This window comes from Aeromonas hydrophila subsp. hydrophila ATCC 7966, from assembly GCF_000014805.1.
Taxonomy (GTDB): domain Bacteria; phylum Pseudomonadota; class Gammaproteobacteria; order Enterobacterales; family Aeromonadaceae; genus Aeromonas; species Aeromonas hydrophila.
Map to the genome: position 1 here is coordinate 4,397,039 of NC_008570.1, position 18,938 is coordinate 4,415,976.

The 18,938-nt window shown below is 62.8% G+C and carries 16 protein-coding genes; 5 read left to right on the forward strand and 11 right to left on the reverse strand.

All coding sequences use genetic code 11. From position 1 onward, the window contains the following. Positions 1 to 33 precede the first annotated feature (33 nt). Positions 34 to 1,425, reverse strand: a complete 1,392-nt coding sequence (locus AHA_RS20030) for an ATP-binding protein (RefSeq protein ID WP_011707647.1) — start codon at positions 1,423 to 1,425, stop codon at positions 34 to 36. Positions 1,426 to 1,429: 4 nt separating this feature from the next. Continuing rightward, positions 1,430 to 2,152, reverse strand: coding sequence for a response regulator (locus tag AHA_RS20035; protein WP_011707648.1), 723 nt, complete (start codon positions 2,150 to 2,152; stop codon positions 1,430 to 1,432). Positions 2,153 to 2,332: 180 nt separating this feature from the next. On the opposite strand from AHA_RS20035, the gene AHA_RS20040 reads away from it, so the two are divergent. From AHA_RS20040 to AHA_RS20050, 3 genes are all read left to right on the forward strand, one after another. Beyond that, the gene (locus AHA_RS20040; protein WP_077392324.1) at positions 2,333 to 2,512 is read left to right on the forward strand and encodes a hypothetical protein; all 180 of its coding nucleotides are present in this window, start codon (positions 2,333 to 2,335) and stop codon (positions 2,510 to 2,512) included. Positions 2,513 to 2,594: 82 nt separating this feature from the next. Continuing rightward, positions 2,595 to 2,921 carry a hypothetical protein gene (locus tag AHA_RS20045; protein WP_011707649.1) on the forward strand — a complete coding sequence of 109 codons (327 nt, stop codon included), beginning with the start codon at positions 2,595 to 2,597 and terminating at the stop codon, positions 2,919 to 2,921. A gap of 219 nt (positions 2,922 to 3,140) precedes the next feature. Then, entirely contained in the window at positions 3,141 to 3,491 is a 351-nt protein-coding gene (locus AHA_RS20050; RefSeq protein WP_011707650.1) for a hypothetical protein, read from the forward strand. Positions 3,492 to 3,549: 58 nt separating this feature from the next. On the opposite strand, the gene AHA_RS20055 is transcribed toward AHA_RS20050, so the two are convergent. The 3 genes from AHA_RS20055 to AHA_RS20065 form a co-directional block, all read right to left on the reverse strand. Then, positions 3,550 to 3,969, reverse strand: coding sequence for a hypothetical protein (locus AHA_RS20055; RefSeq protein ID WP_011707651.1), 420 nt, complete (start codon positions 3,967 to 3,969; stop codon positions 3,550 to 3,552). 159 nt (positions 3,970 to 4,128) lie between these two features. Next, positions 4,129 to 5,130, reverse strand: coding sequence for a sensor domain-containing diguanylate cyclase (locus tag AHA_RS20060; RefSeq protein WP_011707652.1), 1,002 nt, complete (start codon positions 5,128 to 5,130; stop codon positions 4,129 to 4,131). A gap of 188 nt (positions 5,131 to 5,318) precedes the next feature. Next, entirely contained in the window at positions 5,319 to 6,227 is a 909-nt protein-coding gene (locus tag AHA_RS20065; RefSeq protein ID WP_164927757.1) for a helix-turn-helix transcriptional regulator, read from the reverse strand. A 75-nt stretch (positions 6,228 to 6,302) separates the two neighbouring features. On the opposite strand from AHA_RS20065, the gene AHA_RS20070 reads away from it, so the two are divergent. Both AHA_RS20070 and AHA_RS20075 read left to right on the forward strand, forming a co-directional pair. Next, positions 6,303 to 6,701 (forward strand): VOC family protein, encoded by a 399-nt coding sequence (locus AHA_RS20070; protein ID WP_011707654.1) that lies wholly within the window; start codon positions 6,303 to 6,305, stop codon positions 6,699 to 6,701. Positions 6,702 to 7,035: 334 nt separating this feature from the next. Beyond that, complete coding sequence (locus tag AHA_RS20075) at positions 7,036 to 7,953, forward strand: hypothetical protein (RefSeq protein ID WP_164927758.1); 918 nt, start codon at positions 7,036 to 7,038, stop codon at positions 7,951 to 7,953. Positions 7,954 to 8,009: 56 nt separating this feature from the next. Here AHA_RS20075 and recD read toward each other — a convergent pair whose 3' ends face one another. The 6 genes from recD to AHA_RS20105 form a co-directional block, all read right to left on the reverse strand. Continuing rightward, the gene (recD, locus tag AHA_RS20080; protein WP_011707656.1) at positions 8,010 to 10,064 is read right to left on the reverse strand and encodes an exodeoxyribonuclease V subunit alpha; all 2,055 of its coding nucleotides are present in this window, start codon (positions 10,062 to 10,064) and stop codon (positions 8,010 to 8,012) included. Then, entirely contained in the window at positions 10,061 to 13,678 is a 3,618-nt protein-coding gene (gene recB, locus AHA_RS20085) for an exodeoxyribonuclease V subunit beta (RefSeq protein ID WP_011707657.1), read from the reverse strand. Before recB ends, recD begins: the two co-directional genes overlap by 4 nt. Then, a complete protein-coding gene (gene recC, locus AHA_RS20090; protein ID WP_011707658.1) occupies positions 13,678 to 17,028 on the reverse strand; it encodes an exodeoxyribonuclease V subunit gamma in 3,351 nt (1,116 codons plus the stop codon). Before recC ends, recB begins: the two co-directional genes overlap by 1 nt. A 228-nt stretch (positions 17,029 to 17,256) precedes the next feature. Further along, positions 17,257 to 17,649, reverse strand: coding sequence for a DoxX family protein (locus AHA_RS20095; RefSeq protein ID WP_016352231.1), 393 nt, complete (start codon positions 17,647 to 17,649; stop codon positions 17,257 to 17,259). A 40-nt stretch (positions 17,650 to 17,689) separates the two neighbouring features. Next, positions 17,690 to 18,376, reverse strand: a complete 687-nt coding sequence (locus AHA_RS20100) for a pirin family protein (RefSeq protein WP_011707660.1) — start codon at positions 18,374 to 18,376, stop codon at positions 17,690 to 17,692. A gap of 30 nt (positions 18,377 to 18,406) precedes the next feature. Beyond that, positions 18,407 to 18,739 carry a hypothetical protein gene (locus AHA_RS20105; RefSeq protein WP_011707661.1) on the reverse strand — a complete coding sequence of 111 codons (333 nt, stop codon included), beginning with the start codon at positions 18,737 to 18,739 and terminating at the stop codon, positions 18,407 to 18,409. Between the last annotated feature and the right edge of the window lie 199 nt (positions 18,740 to 18,938).

The window sequence follows — 18,938 nt, forward strand, 5'->3', positions numbered from 1 at the left end:
GTCGCCATCCTCCCCGCCCTGCTCCCGCCGCTCTTACAGCGGCAGGCTGATGCGCGCTTCCAGCCCGCCCTGTTCCCGGTTGTGCAGGGTCAGCTCGCCGCCGTGCTGGTGCACCAGGGTGCGAGCGATGGCGAGCCCCAGCCCCACGCTGCCGGATTCGGTGTTGCGGGCCTCGTCGAGTCGCACGAACGGCTTGAACACGTCCTCCAGCCTGGCCGGATCGATGCCGGGCCCCTGATCGCAGACCCGGATCACCAGCTCGCTGTCGGTGCGCTCCAGCGACACCTCGGCACTGCCGGCGTACTTGATGGCGTTGCCGATGAGGTTTTGCAGCACCCGGCGCAGGGTATTGGCGCGGCAGGCATAGACCTGCTTGCCCTCGGCCAGGCAGGTAACCGGCTGGCCGGTGTCGGCATAGTCGTCGCACAGGCTCTCCAGCAGGCTGACCAGATCCAGCTCCCGGGTCGCCTCCTGCTGCCCCTCCTCCCGGGCAAAGCTGAGGGTCGCCGCCAGCATCTGCTCCATCTGCTGCAGGGTCTGCTGGATCCGCTCCTTGTCCTCCCCCTCGTCCAGGAATTCGGTGCGCAGCCGCAGGCTAGTGATGGGGGTACGCAGGTCGTGGGAGATGGCCGCCAGCATCCGGGTGCGGTCCTGCACGAAGCGGTCGAGCCGGGTGTGCATGCGGTTGAAGGCCTGGATGGATTCGCGCACCTCGGTCGGCCCCTCTTCCCGCAGCGGCTCTATGTCCTCGCCACGGCCGAGTCGATCCGCGTTGGCGGCCAGCTGCTTGAGCGGCAGGGTGGCGCGGCGGAACAGCCAGATCATCAGGCCGATCACCAGGCTCGCCACCAACATCAGATTGAGGGTGGTCTGCCAGGACCAGCTGGCCGACTCCTTGTCCACCAGCGAGCTGAACTGCAGCCAGCCACCGCGTGGCAGCTGGATGGAGCCGTACAGCCGCATGTCCTGCGGCGGCGGCATCCCCTTGCGATCCTTCATCATCCGGCTGTGGTGCTGCCAGGCACGGCTGCGCTGGGCATCCTGCTTGAGTTCGGCGCTGATCTCCACCATCAGGGTCGAGGGGTAGCCCAGCCGGGAGCGCACCAGCTGCTCGAAGCGGGGGCTGCGGTTGTCCGGTTGCAGCGGCTCGTCGGCAATGCGCAGCAGCAGGGTCTCGCTGCGACTCGCCTTGATGATCTCGTCATAGAGGGAGGGGGGCGAGAGGGCCAGCAGCCGCACCACGGAGACGATGCGCTGCATGGCGTTGCGGCTGTTGATGTAGCCGAGCGCCTCCTCCCGATCCGTACGGTAGATCTGGATGCTGAGCAGCTGGATCAACACCAGCCCGGCCAGCGCCACCAGGATGATCTGGCCGGTCAGCCCCTTGGGCCACAGTCTCGACCAGCCACACTTGAGGATCCCCACGGCCTTATACCTGGGTCACATCGGCGGCGAACAGATAACCGCCGCCCCAGATGGTCTTGATCAGCTCCGGGTTCTTGGGATCCCGCTCCAGCTTGCGCCGCAGCCGGCTCACCAGGGTGTCGATGGCCCGGTCGAACGCCACCGCCTCGCGGCCACGGGCCAGATCCAGCAGTTGATCCCGGCTCAGCACCCGCTGCGGCCGTTCCAGAAAGACCCGCAGCAGATCGAATTCGGCGGTGGAGAGGCTCAGGCCCACCCCTTCCTCATCCACCAGCTCGCGCCGGTTGATGTCGAGCAGCCAGCGATCGAAGCGCAGATCCCGGGTCAGCGTTTCGGCCGCAGGCTGCGGTTCGACCTGGGTGCGGCGCATCACCGCCTTGATGCGGGCCAGCAGCTCGCGCGGATTGAACGGTTTGGCGAGGTAGTCGTCGGCCCCCATCTCCAGTCCTATGATGCGGTCGGTCTCCTCCCCCATGGCGGTGAGCATGATAATGGGCAGGCTGGACTTGGCCCGCAGCTCGCGGCAAAGGGTCAGGCCGTCCTCTCCTGGCATCATCAGATCCAGCACCAGCAGATCGAACTCCCGCTCCTCCAGCAGCCGCTTCATCTCCTTGCCATCCCGGGCACAACTGACCCGCAGGCCGTGCTGTTCCAGAAAACGCTTCAGCAGATCGCGGATCTCGCTGTGATCGTCGACCACCAGAATGTGGGTGCTGCTTTGGTTCATGAGGCCTCTCCTGTTAGAGCTGGCACGAGTATACGAAAATCTGCCGGGCGGTTTGTGTCAAAGTGTGCCAGATCAGCAAGATGCCACACTCTGCTACAAAAAAGCGCCCGTTCGGCAAAGTTGAGACACAAGCCGGCTGTTTACTGTGGCCATCCCATCGGTTGCAGGAGTAGACAGGCCATGCTGGCCCTCACCACCCCCTTGCTGCTGGCCTTTGCCGCCAGCGAAGCCCTTGCCAGACAGGCGAGCAGCAGCTCACCCCAACCGGCGAGCCCCCCGGACCACCAGCAGACATCCCCCGCCGACAGGGCCCCCGGCCGCGGCGACGCCAAGGGTGCGACCGAACCCCCTTTGTCATGATGTGCGGCCGCCAGGTGGCGGCTACGCACCCTGACTTTTCTGCCGCCATCTTGCGGCGAGTCATACCAAGGAGAGCAATATCATGATCAACAAGAGCCTGACTCTGTTAATGCTGGCCGGCCTGGCCCACACCGGCCTGGCCCAGGCCGCCCTCCCCGCCGACGTCAGTGCCGCTCCCGGCCTGCTGTTCGTCAACTGGCACGACGCAGTCAGCAGCAATGAGGCACACCCCACCCTGGTGATCCGCAACGCCACCGGCGACGTGCTCAAGCGGGTGCCTGCCGAGTTGCAGGGGATGCAGCAGGTGCGTCTGCCAATGCGGGCCCAGGGTGACCTGACCCTCAGCCTGGACGGCGAGAGCAGCAGCTATCGCATGCCCTACAGCGTCGGCAGCGGTCGCCAGCGCTAAGCCGGCCCCAGCCTAAAAATACCCCGCCAGCGGGCGACGCTGACGGGGTATTTTTATTTCCCGTCCGGCATGCGCCCGGTCAAGCCCTGTACAGCATCACCGTGTCACACTCTGCTACAAAATAGGCTTCAACTGGCAAAGTTCAGACACCAGTCTGGTGTTTACTTAGGGTCAAGGCGAGCAAGCCGACCCCGAACTCAATCCGCAAGGAGATAGACCATGAAAAAACTGACCAAGACCCTGCTGACCGCCACCCTGATCCTTGGCCTGCCGCTCGGCGCCTATGCCGCCAGCGAAGCCGTCACCACCGCCCAGCCCGGCATGATGACCGACTGCCCGATGGACGGCAGCGGCATGATGGGCGGCAAGCACCATGGCGGCCGCCACGACAAGATGGCCCGCATGCAGAACATGACGCCGGAGCAGATCCAGACTCACCTGCAGCAGCGTTACGACAAGATCGAAGACCCGGCCAAGAAGGCTGAATTCGTGAAAAACCTGAGCCTGCGTGCCGACGGCATGACCAAGCACGCCGAAGCGATGAAGCAGTTCGCCGAAGCGCATCAGTAATTCGACAAGCAGCAAAAAGGGGCCCTCGGGCCCCTTTTTTCATGCACGTCGTTCAGACTCAAGCCTTGGTCTTGTCGACCAGGTTCAGGGTCTTGACGGTCTCGCCTTCGAACTTGATAAGCACGTTCTTCTGAGCGGCTTCGGCATCCTTGAACAGGGTCTTGGAGGTCTCTGCCAGCATGGGAGATACCTTGTTCAGGGCGCCCAGGTCATAGGTCCACACTTCCAGACCGGCTTCGGTCTTGGTGCTGGCCGGTGCGCCCAGCTTGTCCTTGATGGCCTGCTTGTTGGAGCCGCCTTCCTTGATGTCCAGCGCCTTCTTGATTGCTTCATTGGAGGCGCTGTCCATGGCGGAGCCGGCCATCTCTTTGGCAGTGCTGGTCACGCTGCTGGTCACTGTGTCGGTCAGGGAATCCATCAGACCGGCGTTGGCCATCAGGGGCAGTGCAGTCAGGGCAACCAGGATGCTCTTTTTCATCGTTTCATGTCTCGCGGGGGATTAAAGAGCGCGCATCAGACCAGCGTACTCGTACGGAGTCAAGATGAGGGTGCGGTCAAGACGCATCCGGGGGGGATAACCAGAATAATCCGACATGACGGCGGCTTAGCCGGACCACCGACGCCGGCTATGGACGGACTACTCGCAGATCTGGTTCTTGCCCGTCAGCTTGGCCTGGTAGAGGGCCCGATCCACCCGCACCATCAGCTGGCTCATGTGCTCGTCCGGCTGGTACTCGGCCAGCCCGAAGCTCATGGTGATGTCGAAGTGCTGGCAGACCCGCGACTGCACCAGCAGCTCCCGCAGCTTGTCGGCGACCAGCCGGCCATCGAGCCGGCCGGTATTGGGCAGCACCACCATGAACTCGTCGCCGCCCCAGCGGGCAATCAGATCGATTTCGCGGATGTGGCTGCGCACCAGCGCCACTATGTTGATCAGGGTCTGATCCCCGGCGTGGTGGCCGTGGTTGTCGTTGATCTGCTTGAAGTCATCCACGTCCATTGCGATGACGGAGAAGGGCTGGTGAAAGCGCTTGGCCCGTTCGCACTCCTGGCGGATGGCCCGCTCCAGCCGGTAGCGGCTGGCGGCACCGGTCAGGGCATCGGTCTCCGCCAGTTGGCGGTTCTCCTCCGCCTTCTGCTGCAACGCCTCGTTGAGCCGCACCAGCTCGGCGGTGCGCTCGGCAATCTGCTGCTCCAGGGTGTGATTGCGCCGCTCCAGCTGCTCCAGCAGCAGCTTTTGGGCGTGGATGTTGCGATGGGCACCGATCATCCGGGCCACCGACCCATCCGGGTTGCGGGCGATGACGCGGCCGCAATCCTCGATCCAGATATAATCGCCGGCGCGGCTGCGGCAACGATACTCGACCCGGTAGTCGGGGGCGGCGCCGCTCAGGTAGGCATCGAAGCTGGCCATCACCCGATCCATGTCGTCGGGGTGGATCACGCTCTCCCAGGTGAAGACGTTGTTGCCAAGGGAGTGGGCTTCGTAGCCCAGCATCTGATACCAGCCCGGGTTGCGATAGACGAAGCCGGTGTTGGCATTCCAGTCCCAGATCCCGTCGCTCACCACCGCCAGAATGCCGTGTATCACGGCCTCGCTGACGTCCGAGATCCTGATCGTGTCGCTGTCCTGCAGCATGGAGACCATCCTTGTCTTGCCGCCCCGCAGGGTGCGGGGCATTCCAGCCTGATGTTGAGAAATGACAGCGGCAGACGGCTGCACAGCCCGCTATCCGTTGATCGATGAAAACCGCCACCGCTTGTTCCGGTTATCGGCCGCCATCGGGTTCGTCTGAATAACAGTAGCAACCAGTGTGGCTCAATATTTCACCCTTGTCCGGTTTTAAAGGCGGGATGATGCAGGCTGCGATAGTGGCTGGGTGCCAACCCGTGCTGGCGTTTGAAGGCGGTGGAGAAGTGGTACTCGTTCTTGAAGCCGCACTGCTCGGCCAGCAGCTTCACCGAGTCGGTCCGGCTAGCCAGCAAGAGCGCCGCCCGTTGCAGCCGCAGCCGTTGCAATAGCGCCATGGGGGCCAGCGCAAAGTGCTGCTGGCAGAGCCGGTAGAGCTGGCGTTCGGAAAGATGCAGGGCACCGGCCATGCGCGCTATGTCCCACGGCTCGGTCAGCGCCTCTTTGAGCTGCAATTCGAGGCGCAACGCCAGCCGCTCGCCACGCCGCTGCCCCTCCCCCTTTTGCAGCAAGCGGCGCAGGTAAAAGCCGAGCTGCTCAACCAGCAGGGCGCTGAGCAGCGGGTCCTGATGGCGCTCCTGCTCCGCATAGAGGTTCTCGAGCGTGCGCAGCACGGTAGCCTGCTGGGAGGTGCAACCGAGCCGGGGGTGGCTGGCGAAGGCATCCCAGGGGGAGTCCTTGTGCAGCAGCAGCCACACCAGCTCCCACTCACCCGTCTCGTTCAACGGCTGATCCAACGGCTCGTTCACCTGCTCACTAAGCTGGTAGCAGAGCGGCTCCCCGGCCGGGATCAGCGCCCACTCGCCGACCTGCAACCGCTCGCGGCGATCCCCCACCTGCACCTCCCCCTCGCCACCCAGGGTCAGCAGAAAGCAGTGCACATCGGCAAAGCGGCGCGCGATGCGGTAGCGAGTCTTGAGACGGGAATAGCCCGCCAGCCACACCTGCTCCTGTGCGAGGGCCGGCAGCAGGCTGTCACAGCAGATCTGCTCGCGGCAGTCGGGGGAGACATCGACAAGATCGGTGTTGGCAGTTTCAGACATCATCAGGACGGGCTCAGCCATGTCGAAGGAACAGGCCCCAGCATAACATCAAGGGCATCAAGTCACAGGAGACCAGCCATGCATATCCATCACGTCGCCATCTGGGCGCAGGATCTGGAGGCACTCAAGGCATTCTACTGCACCCTGTTTGGCGGGCAGGCCAATGAGCGCTATCACAATCCGAGCAAACAATTCAGCTCTTACTTCGTGCGCTTCGAGGGGGGCGCCAGCCTGGAGCTGATGCACACCCCCATCCTGTTTCCGGCGGATCTGCACCTGCCACACCCGTTGCAGGGGCTGGCCCATATCGCCTTCTCCCTCGGCAGCGTGGAGGAGGTGGACAAGATGACCGCCCGCCTCAAGCTGCTCAAGAGCGCCGAGGTGAAACACCTGGACGGCCCCCGCTGGACCGGCGACGGCTATTACGAGAGCACCTTCCTCGACCCGGAAGGCAACCGGCTGGAGCTCACCATCTAATACCTGAATGCTCCCCTCACCCTCTCCCCAACGGGAGAGGGGATAAAACAGCATCGGGGATATGATCGCCCACCACACCGGTTTGGCTAACCGCAATCCATCAGCCACATAGGTTCGATTAGCGAAGCGTAATCGGACAGCGGTAACGGCATTGCTCCCTTCCCCCGTTTATTAAAAAAGGAGGATAAGGGGCCGAAAAAAGAGATTGCGCGGTAAACGTTGGGCTTCGCTAAGCCCAACATACGAGATTGTTCACGAGGCAGAGATATTCTCACCCTGTACTCAAAAATTCATCAGTGATACACTTGATGAAAGCAAAAAATGTGACGTCAATATGTATAAATACATTATTTCAATGTTAATTTTAATATGTGCCTCTGGTTTTATAATTGCTTATAGTGATGGTGGTTTTTCAAAATGTGATAGTTCAAGTAGCACAGTTATGCTGTGCTACTTGAACTATACAGTCAAAGCTATTCCTAGTTGGCTTGTACCTGCCATAGGGATATTCCTGTCTGCACTTTTCGCTCATGAATTTACAAAAAAAAGAACTCAAGAAGATAATATAAAGAAAAGATATGACCAATACACCCAAGACTCTACCTCAATATGTATTGAGCTTGTTAATTGCTTCGAGCAATTATCAGAGATAAAAAGAACTTATATGAGTGCCATAGGGAATGACGATGATGTGATAAGATGTTTAAAATTATTACATGCATATCCATATAACCTTGCACCATGTAAAACCAGCATGGCACCGCTATGTTTCATTACTAAAGAAATGAATAGCCTTAATAAGCATGATGTGTCCAATCCTATTTTTATAGGGAAGGCTGTTTTTAATTACAACACTTTGGTAAATGAATATGAAAAACTTACAGGATTAGCCAATCAGATACATACATCTTTAGTTAAAGATGGATTGTTGATTATGAATGGTGGCTCTTGTTCTTTTGATATAAAGAAAATCTTTGATGAAAACAAAAAAAGTTTTCATGACATTAACACATTTATAATATTATATGAGAAATTTATTATAGCAATCAACGTTTGCATTGACATACTGGCATTAATAATAAATACTCTACCGACTGAAATAGATAAGTATTTTATATCATCATCTCAAGAGCGATTTCTGTTACGTTATACTTTTGACGAGAGCATATTAATAAATCCACCTAAAGTTAACATAGATGGTGAACTGAAAAATTTAATATTTCGTCTCAATCTGCCTCAAGAAATAGTCTAGCTGCATTTCGCTGAAATATTGATGGCGGTAAATTTCGTTTACCGCCATCCAATAGTTCACTCCCCCAACCTCTCCGCCAATCCGGAATAACGCTCGGTCTTTTTTCGTACCGCTTGTGCCAGCAGGGCTCGGTCGCCGTAGAGATCGAGGCGCGCCTTGGCGCGGGTGATGCCGGTATAGACCAGCTCGCGGGTCAGCAGTGGGCTGGGGCTGTCGGGCAACACCAGCACGGTATGGGCAAACTCCGAGCCCTGGGATTTGTGGATGGTCATGGCGTAGACCGTCTCGTGGGGCGGCAAGCGGCTTGGCAGCAGGGCCCGCAGGGTGCCGTCCGGCTGCTCAAACCATACCTTTAACCGGCCGGTTTCATCGGGCAGGCAGAGCCCCATATCACCGTTGTAGAGGCCGACCCCGTGATCGTTGCGCACCACCATCACCGGGCGACCGGCATACCAGTCGCCATCGCAGGCAATCAGGCCGGCCCGTGACAGGGCCAGTTCGAGCCGCTCGTTGAGCCCCAGCACCCCGAACGGGCCGTCACGCAGGGCGCAGAGGATCTGGAAGCTGTTGAATGCCTTGAACACGGCGGCGGGCGCTTCCCCTGCGCGAGCCGCCTTCAGATAGCTGCCGTAACCGGCCACCCCCTGGGCAATCAAGGCATCGTAGGCCTCTCCGGCCCAGGGGTGCAGGCTGATATCGGCAAATCCTGCGCCCCAGACTGATTCCACCGCTGTGGCATCGCCGCTGTTGCAGGCGCGCGCCAGCTGGCCGATGCCGGAGTGCTGATCAAAGCGCCAGCTCTTGGCCAGCAGGCAGAGGCTGTCGCGCACGGTTGCCCCTGCGGGCGAGCCCTGCAAGCGGTAGCCGGTCTGGCGGGAGAGCCAGTCCGCCTGCGCCGGGCTGATGCCCTGTTCGATAAAGCTGCAGATATCGCCGAGCACGGCCCCCGCCTCCACCGAGGCGAGCTGATCCTTGTCGCCAAGCAGGATCAGGCGGGCGTGGCTCGGCAGCGCATCGAGCAGGCGCGCCATCATCGGCAAGTCGACCATGGAGGCCTCATCCACCACCAGCAGGTCGAGGTGCAGCGGGTTGCCCGCGTGGTGGCGGAACTGGCTGCGCCCCGGAATGACCCCGAGCAGCCGGTGCAAGGTGCCCGCCTCGGTGGGGATCGCTTCGACCCATTCGGGGGGCAGATCGAGGGCCTGCAGGGCAGAGCCGATACTCTCGGTCAGGCGCGCCGCCGCCTTGCCGGTGGGGGCCACCAGCCGGATCGCCGGGGCCTTGCCCGCTTGCAGGCCGGTCTCCACCAGAATGGCGAGCAGTTTGGCAACCGTGGTGGTCTTGCCGGTGCCGGGGCCGCCGGAGATCACCGCAAAGGGGCGCGCCGCCGCGGTGGCCGCCGCCAGCTTCTGGCCGTTGCAGCAGAGCGCCTCGGGCACCAGCGCATCCAGTTTGCTCAAGTCGCTCGCCGCCTGGGCGCTGGCCAGCAGTCCTTCGATAGCGAGCCAGTCCACTTCATTCGGGAACACCAGATCGAGATACTTCAGGGTAAAGTGGCGGGCCGAGAAGTCGGGGGCGAGGCGGGCCTTGAGCAGCGCCGCGAACACCAACCCGTAGTCGCGGGCAAACAGCCGCGACAGAGCCGGGGCAATCTCCGGCCATTCGGCTCGCTCGCTCAAAGCGCGCAGATGGCGGGCCACCCCCAGTTCAAAATCGTGGTAGCGGGTGAGGTAGAGCCGCCCGTGCCAGAGCCGCAGCGGCCAGCGCGGGGCGAGCCCCTCATCCTGCTCGCTGCCAACCAGGGGACTCTCTGCAAACAGGGCGGGCCAGCGGGCAGGATCCGCCAGATCGGCCAGCAGATCCCGACTCTGATCCGGATCCAGCCCGAACGGGCGCAAGGATCCCTTTTCGTTACCGGAATGCGTCAACATTTCCAGCGGCAGACAGACATGCCCGCGCCCCAGTTCGAAGCAGGCGAGCGCCGCCCCCAGCACCAGCTCGGGACTGCCGCCTAGGTCGGCCACCAGCCTGGCAAATTGCAGATCCAGCTGGCGGATACGGCCAGCCAGCGCCAGGGCCTTGAGCCGTTCAATCATCATGGTGCCGTTCATGCTTCTACCCCGTTATCCGATACCCCGGCGAGGGCGGGCGCCGCCCCCTCGCCAAACAACCGATCCAGCCCCAGCACCAGCTCACGGCTGGGGCGGGTATGGAAAATCCCCCCCTGCGGCATGCCGCGCAGGAACAGATAGAAGACCCCGCCAAAGTGCTGTTCGAAGTCGTAGCCCGGCAGGCGCAGGGCCAGCAGCCGGTGCAGCGCCAGCGAGTAGAGCTGGTATTGCAGGTCGTAGCGGTGCTCGGCCATTGCCTGCTCCAGCGCCGGGAGGCTGTAATCGGCCGGGCTCATGCCGAGGTGATTCGATTTGTAGTCGAGCAGATACCAGCGCCCCTGCCACTCGAACACCAGGTCGATAAAGCCCTTGAGCATCCCCTGCACGGTGGCAAAGCTGAGCGGCTTGTTGCCGCGTGACAGCGGGTCGTGCTGCTGGCAGAGCGCGGTGAGTGCCGGTGCCGTCACCCGCCCCATGGGCAGGAAGAATTCCAGCTCCACCTGCTTGCGCTCGGGGGCCAGATCCCGCAGCCGCACCGGCTCGCCAAAGCCTGTCTCCAGCGGGGTATCGAGCACCGCCTCCACCTGCTGTTGCAGCACGGGCGCCCAGCTTTCGTCGAAGCCGTCCTGCGCCAGCAGGGTGGCGATGTGCTCCGCCAGCGGCTCGCCGCCGGCGCTTTGAAAATCGATGGTCTCGAACAGGCTGTGCAGCAAGGTGCCGGGGCGCGCCCCTTTCGGGAAGGTAAAGATGGAGGGCTGGGGCGCCTCTTCCTGTTGTGCTGTAGACAGGTCGGCAGCCAATGCAGCCGCCTCGGTCACCACCTCGTCATCGAAGCCGGGATTGGCGAGTACGCCCTTGCTGTGGCCGTGGCCCTGCGCCGCCAGCCCGGAGTAGGAGCTGATCCACCAGTCCCGCTCAAGGGTGCCGGTAAAGTGGCGCACCTGCGGCTCGCCCAGTTGATCCTCCTCTGCCGCCATGGGGGCCGGGCGGGTGAGCGAGGGCTCACCGACAGCCACTCCGGGCAGCGCCTGCGTCAGCTCGGTCAGAGCGGTCGCCAGCGTCGCGGCATCCCCCTCCTCGCCCTTTTGCAGCAGGTAGCCGATGGCGGTGTGGTGCAGGTCGGTCTTCTCCGACTTGCCATTGCCGGAGCGCACCGGCGCCAGCCCCAGCCAGGTGGCGTAAACGCCCCGGGTCAGCGCCACATAGAGCAGCCGCAGGTCTTCGGCAAGTCGCTCCCGGTCAGCCTCGGCCAGGGATTCCTCGGCACCATTCAGATCGAGCACGGTGCGATTGCCCGCCCCGTCCGCTTCGTGGAACAGCGGAGTATCGGCAGCACGGTGGCTGCAGATGAAGGGCAGGAACACCAGCGGGTACTCCAGCCCCTTGGATTTGTGGATGGTGACGATCTGCACCAGCTTGCGCTCGGATTCGAGCCGCAGTACCTGCTCTGCATCCTGGCCGTCGGGACGGCTCGCCGCCTCCCCCAGCCAGCGCAGCAGGGCATATTCGCCGTCCAGCTCGCAGCTCACCTGTTGCAGCAGCTCGCCGAGGTGGAGGAAGTTGGTCAGCCGCCGCTCGCCGTTCGGGCTCGCCAGCAGAGAGGAGGCGAGATTGCGCCGGTGCAGCAGGGCGCGCAGCATGGCCAGCACGCCGCGCTTGTGCCAGATCTTGCGGTACTCCATAAACTCCTGCACTGCGCTCTCCCACGCCCGCTCGTCACTGGCGAGCTCGTCGAGCGCCTTGGCGTCCAGATCGAACAGCCCGGTGGCGAGCGCCGCCCGCAGGCTGCGTTCCTCCCCCGGGTTCTGGCAGGCGTGCAGAATGAGCAAAATCTCCCGCGCCTCCACCTGCGCCAGCACGCTCTCGCGATTCGACAGGTAGACGGAGGCGATGGCGAGGCGCGCCAGCTCCTGCTGCACCAGCTTGCCCTCGGCGCCGGTGCGCACCAGCACGGCGATATCCCCGGCCTTCACCGGCTGGTCGCCAATCTGCGCCTTGCCCGCGCGGGCCAGGGTCAGCAGGCGGTGGATCTCCACCGCCGTGGCGCGGGCCATCCGGCTCTGGTAATCCCCCTTGTTGAAGGTGGGCTGGCCGCTCAGCTGCCAGCAGTGGAGCACGGGGGCGGCTTCGCCATCCAGCTGCAGCGCCTTGCTCTTGCCCTGCGCCTCCACCGGCAGAAAGGGGATATCCGCCTCGTAGATAAAAGGATCTTTCGCCCGCTCGAACAGGCCGTTGACCGCCGCCACCAGCGCGCGGCTGGAGCGCCAGTTGCGCCCGAGGGTGTAGTGGGCGCTCACATTTCGCCGCGCCTGAATGTAGGTAAAGATGTCGGCGCCGCGAAAGCCGTAGATAGCCTGCTTGGGGTCACCGATCATCAAGAGCGCCGTGTCTGTGTGGCCACCGTAAAGCCGGTGGAAGATGCGGTACTGCTGGGGGTCGGTATCCTGAAATTCATCGATCATCGCCACCCGGTAGGTGGCGCGAATGCGCTCGCACAGCCGCTCGCCAAGGCCGGAGCCGAGTGCACCGTCGAGATCTTTCAGCAAGTCATCGAACGAGAGCTGATGGGCTTGCCGCTTGCTGGCCTGCATCCGGCTGCGCACCACCACCGCCGCCCGTTGCAGGATCAGATCCCGAATGCCGGGGCGACTCGCCAGCAACGCATCAATCTCGCTGAACAGCGGCAGGGTCGGCACTGCGCCCCCCTTCTTGAGGTTCTCCTCCAGCACCGTCTGGCCGAAGCGCTCCAGCTCCTTGGGAATGGCGTAGCCGCTGTGCTCGTCCTGCGCCCAGTCGGCTATCTTGGCGAGCCAGCCTTCGTAGTTCTTGCCGGTGTAGCGGCTTACTTGCCCATCCGTCTGGCGGCGGATCTCGTCCCCTTGCGCCAGCCATTCACGCTTCACCGCCTCAATGCGGGCCATGGCCGCCTGATGGCGGGCGGCGAGGGTCTCGTCCCCCGCCGGCGGGCGCATCTCCAGCTCGCTGTTGTCGAGCCAGCTGCCCATCTCCCTCAGCAGGGCGGCGGGGCTCGGCCAGAGCGCACGCACGGCGCTGGCGAGGGGTTTATCCACCGGATAGAACTCGGATCGCCAGTAGTCGCTCACCGCCTGCAGCCTGAGCTGGCTGTCGTCGGTGAGAAATTCGGTTTCAAAGAGGGCGCCCGATTCGAAGGCGTTCTGTTTCAGCATCCGCTGGCAGAAGCCGTGGATGGTGAAGACCGCCGCCTCGTCCATCTGCCGCTCGGCAGCCAGCAGGCGGCGGGCCGCCAGCTCGTGATCCTCCACCTCGGCCAGCAGCTGGCTCAGCAGGGCGTCCTTGCTCTCACCGCGCATAAAGGCAAGCCGCGCCTCATGGATGCGACCGCGGATCCGCCCGCGCAGCTCGGCGGTGGCCGCCTCGGTAAAGGTCACCACCAGGATCTCGGTCACCGAGAGCGGCCGCTCGTGGGCGCTGGGTTGACCGGCATCGGCGCCCTCTTCAATGAGCGGGCCATGGCCCAGCAGCAACCGCAGGTAGAGACCGGCGATGGTGTAAGTCTTGCCGGTGCCGGCAGAGGCCTCGATCAGTCGCTCGCCATAGAGGGGAAAACGCAGGGTATTGAGCGGGTTGGCCATTATTGCAACTCCTCCAGGCTCTTGAGCAGCGGGGTCAGGTGTTCACGGGCCAGCGCCTGCAACTGGGCCAGCACGGCCTCGTCGAGTTCCGGGAAACAGCGGGCGACATAGGCGTCTTCCCCCTCCCCCTTGGCCATGTAGCCACCGTTGAAGCGGGTGAGGGCCGCCTTGTCGGCCGCCTCCGGTTTCTCCGGATCCTTCTCGATCGCCTTGAGCCAGTCCCAGGCGGTGCTCGGGAAAAAGGGCAGCGGCCGCTTCATCCCCTGCATCCAGAGCGCCACCAACGCCGCCAGCTTGGGCCGCGCCTCGTCAGCCGGGAGCCTGGCCAGCCGCAGACTCTGCTTGGCGTCAAACAGCAGGGTGTCGCCGGGGGCATCGCTCAAGGAAAGGCAGAGGTGCTGGATCCAGCCCAGCAACAGATCCTTGCCGTTGAAGCTGCCGGGTTTCACCACCAGCAAGCGCCCCTTCTGGGTGTCGAGCCACCCTTGCAGCTGACCCTGGGCCAGCGCGATATCGACCTCCACCGCCTGTTTATCCGCCTCATTGGCCGCCACCCAGGGCCGCAGCCGATCCGCCAGCTTGCCCATCTGCTCGTCCAGATCCTCCAGCAGCAGGCTGCCGAACCACCCTTGCGGCAGCAGGCCGGTGAGCTGCAGCCGCTCGCGACGCACGACACTGTCCCCCTGTGCCAGGTGAGCATCGAGCAGCAGGTCTTTCAGCTGATAATGTTGCAGGCCGTCCAGCTCGAACGGTTCGCTCTCCTCGATGTTGGCTTCGTTCAGCTCGAACCACACCTTGAGGCGGCGGTTGAGAAAGTAGCGGGCTGGCTGGCGATAGAAGCGCAGCAGCTCCGCCAGCTCCAGCCCCTGCTCCTTGCCCCATTCGGGAGGTAAGGGCAGCTCGCCACTCTGGAAGTTGGCCGCGCCGCGCTGCGGATGGAGGGCCGGCAGCCAGTCGGCGGCATAGGTAAAGAGGCCAGAGCCCGCCGCCGGATAGAAGTAGGCGTGGCTGTAGGGGGTGAGCGGATGCTGGGTGATCAGGTGCGCCAGCAGCCGTTTGCCGGAGCTCTCGTCATCGAGCTGCTCATCCCCCGCCAGCACGAAACCCTGCCGCACATAGTCGATGAGTTCGGCCAGCAGCACCGAGGGCACCTTGTCGCTGTTGTCCTGGGCGCTGAAGCCCTGATAGCTGATGTAGAGCCCCTGCTGGGCGCTGAGCAGCGCCTCGAGGAACAGGTAGCGGTCGTCATCGCGACGGGAGCGATCCCCCCGCCGGCCCGCCACCGCCATCAGGTCAAACCCCATGGGTGGCAGGGTGCGCGGGTAGACGCCGTCGTTCATGCCGAGCAGGCAGACCTGCTTGAAGGGAATGGAGCGCATCGGCATCAGGGTGCAGAAGTTGACCTGACCGGCGAGGAAGCGCTGGCTGGAGCGGGACTCCCCCAGCACGCTGCCGAGATAATCCTGCAACAGGTCGGCACTGATGGGCTGCTCGAAGCGGGCTTCGCCAAGCTGGGCAAGCCAGTCGGCCAGCTGGCTGCGAATGAGCTGCAGCTGACGCTCTTCATCCTCGTCGGCCAGATAGAAGCGCTCCAGCAGCGCGTTGAGGCAGGCGACCCACTCCCCCAGCGGCTGCGCCTGTTGCAGGCGGGGTAAAAATTCGGCCAGCGAATCGACGAACCAGGCGAGCTTGCCGAGCGCCAACCCCTGCTGACCCTCGATGTCTGCATAGGGCAGGATGCCTGCCACCGGCTCGCCGTCCCCCATGGCAAAGCCGAGCAGCATGCGGCGCAGGCCGAACAGCCAGCTGTTGCCAGAGAGGGGCGGCAGATCGAAGCGCTCGGGGTAGCCGTCATCCAGCCCCCAGCGGATGCCGGTCTCCTGCACCCAGACTCGCAGCTGATTGAACTCCTCGTCATCCAGCTCGAAGCGGCGCAGCACGGCGGGCACCTCGAGAATGGCGAGCAGCTCCCCCGCGCCGAAGCGGGCGTTGGGCAGCCTGAGCAGGGCGAGGAAGCTCTGCAGCAGCGGGCTCTCCTGGCTCGCCGCCCGATCCGACACCGCAAACGGGATCTGGCCGCGCGCGCCGAACACCGCCTGAATGTAGGGGCCGTAGCTGTTCACGTCCGGCATCATCACCACCACGTCTTTCGGGGTGAGGGAGGTGTCCTGCTCGAACAGCGCCAGCAGCCGGTCGTGCAGCACCTCGAGCTCGCGCATCGGGCCGTGGCAGGCGTGGATCTGCAGGGAGCCATCCGCCGGATCGAGCGGGCTCTTGTGGTGGCTGGCGTCGAGATCAAACTGGCCGGCGCCCCGTTCGGCCAGCTCCAGCACATCCTTCTGGATGGCGTGCAGCAGCTTGATATTGCCCTTGCCATCCATCTCCTCGATATCGACAAAGGCCTCGATTTGCGGCACCTCCAATTCCATCAGCTGATGCAGGTAGTCGCGCCCCAGCTTGCCCATGGAGGCAAGCAGCGGGTTGGCGGGTCCCTGCAGGGTCTCGATATCGGTGCCGGGTTTGAGCTTGTTCTCCAGCCGCGCCAACGTCTTGCGATCGAGCAGGTCGCCCCAGTAGTAACGGCAAGGGTTGGTGACGAACAGGTGCACCTCCACCTCCGGCCGACTGCCGAGGGCCAGCAGCGCCTCCACATAGCGCGGCGGCAGCGCCGAGATGCCAAACACGAACACCCGCTGCGGCAGCTTGCCCGGCAGCGTGGCAGTACGCTGCAGCTCGTGGATGAACTCCTCGTAGAGGTTGGCACGGTGGTAGCCGCTCGGAGAGAGCGCCAGGGTGCGGGCCACCAGCTCGCGCCACAGCTCGGGCTGCCAATCCTGCCCGCTCACTCCCGCCAGCTCCTGGCTCAACCCCTCCCCCTGTTCCCAGCGGGCGATCCAGTCCGGCCGGTAGACCAGATACTGGTCAAAGAGATCCGCCACCTTCTGGCAGAGCTGCCACAGCCGCACCTGCTCGGGATCCTTGGCAGGATCTGCGTCATCCCCGCCCAGATAGGCGGCCAGCGGCGCAAAGGCCGGGCGATCGAGCAGGGCGGGCAGAATGGTCATCAGCTGCCAGCTCATGGCGCCCTTGTTGTAGGGGCTCTGGCGCGGCACATCCGCCAGCACCCGGGTGAACATCTCCCAGATAAAGCTGGCGGGCAGCGGAAAGTCGATATTGGCGGCGATGCCGAAGGCCTTGGCCAGCTCCAGCTTGAGCCACTGGGCCATACCCGGACTCTGCACCAGGATCTGCTCCCGATCGAAGGGGTGAGAGAGAGGGGCCTGCCGGATGCGGCTCACCAGCAGCTCTTTGAGCAGGTCCAGCTGATTGGAGTGGTAGAGGGTAAACATGGGCAATTCCCGCCAGAGCAAAAGAAGGGTCAGCGCGGGAAAACCTCAAGGATCCCCGTCACTTCACAGGTATCGGGATTGTCGGGGATCGGGGGGAAAGATGCAAAAGGCGCTTGTTGTCGCCGATCACGTCGCCGTCATCTGCCGCAGGCAAATGTGACGGGCATAAAAAAGCCGGTGCGATTGCACCGGCCAAAAGGCGTTGGAAAACTCGAACCTGCGGGGGTATTACCAGTTCTTGCCGAAGCGGGCATCCAGGCTGAAGGCCCCTGCACCGGCTGCCGCCAGGGCCAGGAAACCACCGGCCACGGAGACGTTCTTCATGAACATCAGCATCTGCATCTGGTCGGCAGGCTGATAGTGGAAAATAAAGGCGGCCATCAGGGTGAAACCGGCCATCAGCACGGAGAGGCTGCGGGTAAACAGGCCCAGCATGATGGCGAGGCCACCGCCCAGCTCCAGCAGGATCACCAGCGGCAGGATGAAACCGGGCACGCCCATGGCTTCCATATACCCCTGGGTACCGGCGTAACCGCCGATCTTGCCCCAGCCTGCAATCACAAACATCAGAGCCAGCAGAACGCGACCCACCAGCAGTGCCAAATCTTTCATCTTGTCCATTTCAATATCCTCGTTTTGCGTCACATCACCGCTGACTGCTTCAGGGTAGGTCAAATAACAGGGCTTGGCTGGCACTCGCGGCCACCAGATCCCATTTGGGCTCATCACGACTGAGAACCCCGTCGCCGGGTCGGGCAGCCAGACCGTTGGCGGTCAGCTCCCCTGAAATCATCTGCAGGTAGCCGTGTCGGCCGGCCAGCTCCCAGGTGAGGCTCTCACCCGGTTCAAGCTGCAGCCGCCAGACGCGGGCCTGCTGGCGGATCCTGAAGGATCCTGCTTCGCCGTCCGGTGACGCCACCAGCGTCATGCCCGGATTGGCTTCAATCTGCTTCTGCTGATAGCCGGGTGTCGTGCCGTGTTCGTTCGGCTCGATCCAGATTTGCAGCAGGGAGAGCGGCTCGGTCTGCGAGGGGTTGTACTCGCTGTGCCGGATGCCGGACCCCGCGCTCATCAGCTGGAAATCCCCCGCCGGGATCTGCTCGGCATGGCCGAGGCTGTCCTTGTGCTCTATGGTGCCTTGCAGCACGCAGGTCAGGATTTCCATGTTGGCGTGAGGGTGGGTCGCGAAACCGCCACCCGGCGCCACCAGATCCTGATTGATGACCCGCAGCACTGAATGCCCCATCCAGTCCGGGTCGTAGTAGTGCCCGAAGGAAAAGCTGTGGCGCGCATCCAGCCAGCCGAAGTTGGCTTTGCCGCGCGCTTCTGCGGCTCTCAATTTCATCATGGTGTGCTCCTCACGTACCGATACGGTTGATTAACGCTGCTTGCCGCTACCGATGCCGAACGGAATACGGTAGTCGCTGCTCTGCTCACCCAGGCTCACGGTCAGGTTGCCCTGGGTGCGGCTCGGGATCTGTACCTGCTGGCTGCCCATCAGGTTGGCGTGGACGGAGGCAACCAGGTCGCCAGACTCGTCACGCACTTCCAGCATGGGGTTGCCCTTGCCTTCCACCGCGGCGGTCGCGTGCCAGTTCACAAACAGCACGCCCGGGGCGGCGTTGAGGTCAGCCGGGACGGAAGCCTGAGCAAAACCTGCGGTCATCAGGCCTGCAACGGCCAGCATCTTGATTACGTTTTTCATGTTCATTCACTCTCTTGGTTTTATGTCATTGCCAAGGCCGCTGTGGCCAGAATCAATGCATCCATGCAAGAGGTCATTCAAATAGTGTGTTGTTCTTTCACCGAAGTCAGACTCCCTGATTGATGGAGTCACAGTCTGGAACTACCCGTTTATTTGGCTGCTTGGCGTTCCTGCCTAAGCGTTGATTGAATATTAAAGACACTTG